The 3,881-nt window shown below is 62.0% G+C and carries 2 protein-coding genes; both read right to left on the bottom strand.

Going from position 1 to position 3,881, the window contains the following annotated elements; translation table 11 throughout:
* On the bottom strand, window positions 1-3,020 hold a 3,020-nt coding region (locus AB4Z11_RS26015; RefSeq protein ID WP_442028726.1), incomplete at its 3' end, for an efflux RND transporter permease subunit.
* Window positions 3,017-3,881, bottom strand: an 865-nt coding sequence (locus AB4Z11_RS26010) for an efflux RND transporter periplasmic adaptor subunit (protein WP_442028724.1), incomplete at its 5' end; no start/stop codon positions are given. The genes AB4Z11_RS26015 and AB4Z11_RS26010, both read right to left, overlap by 4 nt.

Genomic DNA, 3,881 nt, shown 5'->3' with positions numbered 1-3,881 from the left:
GCAGTCGCCAGAATCAGCCCGCCCATGATCGCCACCGCCATCGGCCCCCTGAATACGGAGCGCGACAAGGGAATCATGGCCAGCGCCGCCGCAGCCGCGGTCAGGCAGATCGGACGGCAGCGGCGCACGGCCGACTCCACGATCGCATTCCAGGCCGGCACGCCCAACTTGATATCCTGCTCGATCTGGTCCACCAGGATCACCGAGTTCCGGATAATCATACCGAACAGCGCGATGATGCCCAGGTTCGCCACAAAGCCGAGCGGACGGTGCATGATCAGCAGCGCCATCGCCGCCCCCGCCACGCCCAGAGGACCGGTCAGGAACACCATCACCGAACGCGAGAAGCTATGCAATTGCAGCATCAGCAGCGTGAAGATGATGAAGATCGCCAGCGGCAGATTGGCCGAAATCGACTCTTCCGCTGCGCTGGAATCCGAGGAAGCGCCCTTCACCGTGATCGCGTAGCCGGCCGGCAGCTTCTTGCGCAGCGCATCCAGTTTCGGATTGATCTGATCCGAAACGGTCGGACCCTGGATGCCTTCCGCCACGTCGGCCTGCACCGTGATCGCCCATTCGCGGCCCAGGCGCCACACCACGCCCGGCTCCCACACGAACTGCACGCGGGCCAGCTGCGAGATCGGCACCGACTTGCCGCTGGCGGTTGGAATATAGGTGTCGTTCAGCACCGCAATCGTGCTGCGCTCTTCCAGCGGCTGGCGCACCTGGATATCGATCAGACGGATGCCTTCGCGGAACTGGCCGATCGGCGTGCCGGACAGGATCGTGTTCGCCGCCCGCATCACGGTCTGCGACGTCACACCCAAAGCGCGCATCTTGTCCTGATCCAGATCCAGGCGCAGCACCTTGATGTACTCGTTCCAGTTATCGTTCACGCCCAGCGTATTCGGATTGGCGCGCATGACATCCTTCACCTGGTCGGCGATCGAACGCACGGTCGCCACGTCGGCGCCGGTCACGCGGAACTGCACCGGATACGGCACCGGCGGCCCATTCGGCAGCAGCTGGACGCGGCCGCGCACCTCCGGGAAGTCAGTCTTGAAGATGTCCGTGATCTTCTTGCGCAGCTCCTCGCGCGAATGCAGGTCTTTCGCCAGCACCACCATCTGCGACACATTGGTCTGCGGGAAAATCTGGTTCAGCGGCAGGTAGAAGCGCGGGCTGCCGGTGCCGACATAACTGGTCACGCTCGCAACGCCCTCCTGTTTCGCCATGAAGGCCTCGAACTTCTTCACCTGCTTTTCGTTCTGTTCGAAGGAGGAACCTTCCGGCAGCCACATCTCCACCATCAGCTCTGGACGGCTGGAATCCGGGAAGAACTGCTTCTCGATGAACTTGAAGCCGAACACGCCAAGGAAGAACACCAGCAGCGTCGCGCCAATCGTCGTCCAGCGGTACTCCACGCACCAGTTCACGATACGGCGGAATTTCGCATAGCCCGGCGTATCGAACAGATCATGTCCGTGTTCGCCCGGCGCGTGCGGCTTCACTTTCAGCAGCACATAACCGATGTAAGGGGTGAACACCACGGCCACCACCCACGAGGTCACCAGTGCAATCGCATTCACCGAGAACAGCGAGAAGGTGTACTCGCCCGCTGCCGATGCGGCCAGGCCGATCGGCACGAAGCCAGCCACCGTAATCAGCGTACCGGTCAGCATCGGCATCGCGGTCGAGGTGTAGGCAAAGGTGGCCGCATCGAAGCGCGAGTGGCCCTCCTCCATCTTCCGCACCATCATTTCCACGGCAATGATGGCGTCGTCCACCAGCAGACCTAGCGCGATAATCAGAGCGCCCAGCGAAATTTTGTGCAGGTCGATGTCGAAAATGCGCATGAATAGGAAGGTCACAGCCAGCACCAGCGGAATGGTCAGTGCCACCACCAGTCCCGGACGGGCATCGATACGCAGCTTGGGCTTGGTGTGCACGCCCAGCGAAACGAAGCTCACCGCCAGCACGATCACCACCGCCTCAATCAGCGTGTGCAGGAATTCGCCCACGGACGCAGTCACGGCGGCAGGCTGGTTGGYCACGCGGTCCAGCTCAATACCGACCGGCAGCTTGCCCTTCATTTCGGTGACGGTCTTTTCCAGATCCTTACCCAGCTCGATGATATTACCGCCCTTCTCCATCGAGATGCCCAGGCCGATCACTTCTTTGCCGTTGAAGCGCATTTTGTCGCGCGGCGGGTCCTGGTAGCCGCGCCTGATGGTCGCGAAGTCGCCGAGACGGAAGGTCGTCCCGTTGGCGCGCAGCTCCAGTTCTTCCAGGTCCTTGACGGTCTTCAGCGCCCCGGATACGCGCACCTCCAGATTGTCGGTTGGCGTGACGACCACACCGGTCGCCTCCACCACGTTCTGCGTTGCGATCTGGTTGGCGATCTGTTCCACCGTCAGGCCAAGCTGGGCGAACTTCTTGTGCGAGAACTCGATATCGATCTTTTCGTCCTGCACGCCAAGCAGTTCAACCTTCGACACCTTGGGCACGTTGAGCAGCGCCTGGCGCACGAAGTCCGCATAGTCCTTCATTTCGGCATAGGTAAAGCCATCGCCGCGCAGCGCGATGATGGAGCCGAACGTATCGCCGAATTCGTCGTTGAAGGCCGGGCCGATCACACCGGGCGGCAGCGTGCCGCGGATGTCGCCGATCTTCTTGCGCACCTGATACCAGGCCTGCGACACTTCTTTCGGCGGCGCCGACTCGCGCAGGTTGACGATAATGACGGTCTGCCCCGGCTTGGAATAGCTGGTGATCTCGTGAATGTAAGGCGTTTCCTGCAGCTTCTTTTCAAGCTTGTCGGTCACCTGGTCGGCCATCTGCAGCGCGGTCGCGCCGGGCCAGAAAGCCTGCACCACCATGGCGCGGAAGGTAAACGGCGGATCTTCGTCCTGCCCCAGATTTTTGTACGACAGCATGCCGCCAATTAGCAGCACCGCAATCAGATAGCGCGTGAGCGGGATATGCTCCAGCGCCCAGCGCGAGAGGTTGAAATCCTTCATTTAACCGGCGCTCCCAGAACATTGACCTTCTGGCCCGGCTTCAGCAGATTCACGCCTGCGGTGACGATGGTCTGGCCCGGCTTGATGCCACCGCCGATCACCAGATCGTTACCTTGCACACCTGCGACGGTGACCGGCACCAGCTTCACCGCGCCATTCTCCACCACCCACACGGAGGTGGCATTCCGCTCGCGGAACAGCGCCGTCAGCGGCACTTTGATCTGGGGGATCGCGGTCTTTGACGCAAAGGCCACCACCGCCGTCATGCCCAGTTTCGCCTCGATCAAGGATTGCGGGATCGTTACTTTGAAGGCGTAGGTACGGGTGAACGGGTCGGCTACCGGCGAAATCTCGCGGATCTTGCCCGGCACCTGCTTGTCCGGATCGGCCCACAGGCGCACTTGCACGTCCTGGGTCTTGCGCAAGGTGTCGACCTTATCTTCCGGTACGCCGAACACGATTTCCTTTTCGTCCGACTTCGCCACGCGCACTACTGGCGTGCCGGGTGCGACCACCTGCCCTACTTCCGCATCCACGGCGGTGACTACGCCGTCGATGTCCGAAGTCAGGCTCGCGTAGCCGGCCTGGTTGGACTGGCCGCGGTAGGCTGCCAGCGCCGAATCCACCTGCGCCTGCGCCGACTTGGCGGTCGACAGCTTGGAATCGAGCACGGTCTGGCTCACAAAATTCTTCTCGCGCAGTTCCTGGTAGCGCTTCAGCTCCGCCGCCGCCAGATCGCGGTTGGTTTCAGCGGCGCGCAGCGCGGCCATGGCCTGCGCCTGCGACAGCTTCAAGTCCTGCGGGTCCAGCTCCATCAGCACCTGGSCGTGGTGCACCACATTGCCCACATCGACCTTACGC

Source organism: Pseudoduganella sp. RAF53_2, assembly GCF_052113985.1.
Lineage (GTDB): Bacteria > Pseudomonadota > Gammaproteobacteria > Burkholderiales > Burkholderiaceae_D > Rugamonas.
The sequence above is the reverse complement of the archived record's forward strand: the minus strand, read 5'-3'. Positions and strand labels throughout refer to the sequence as shown.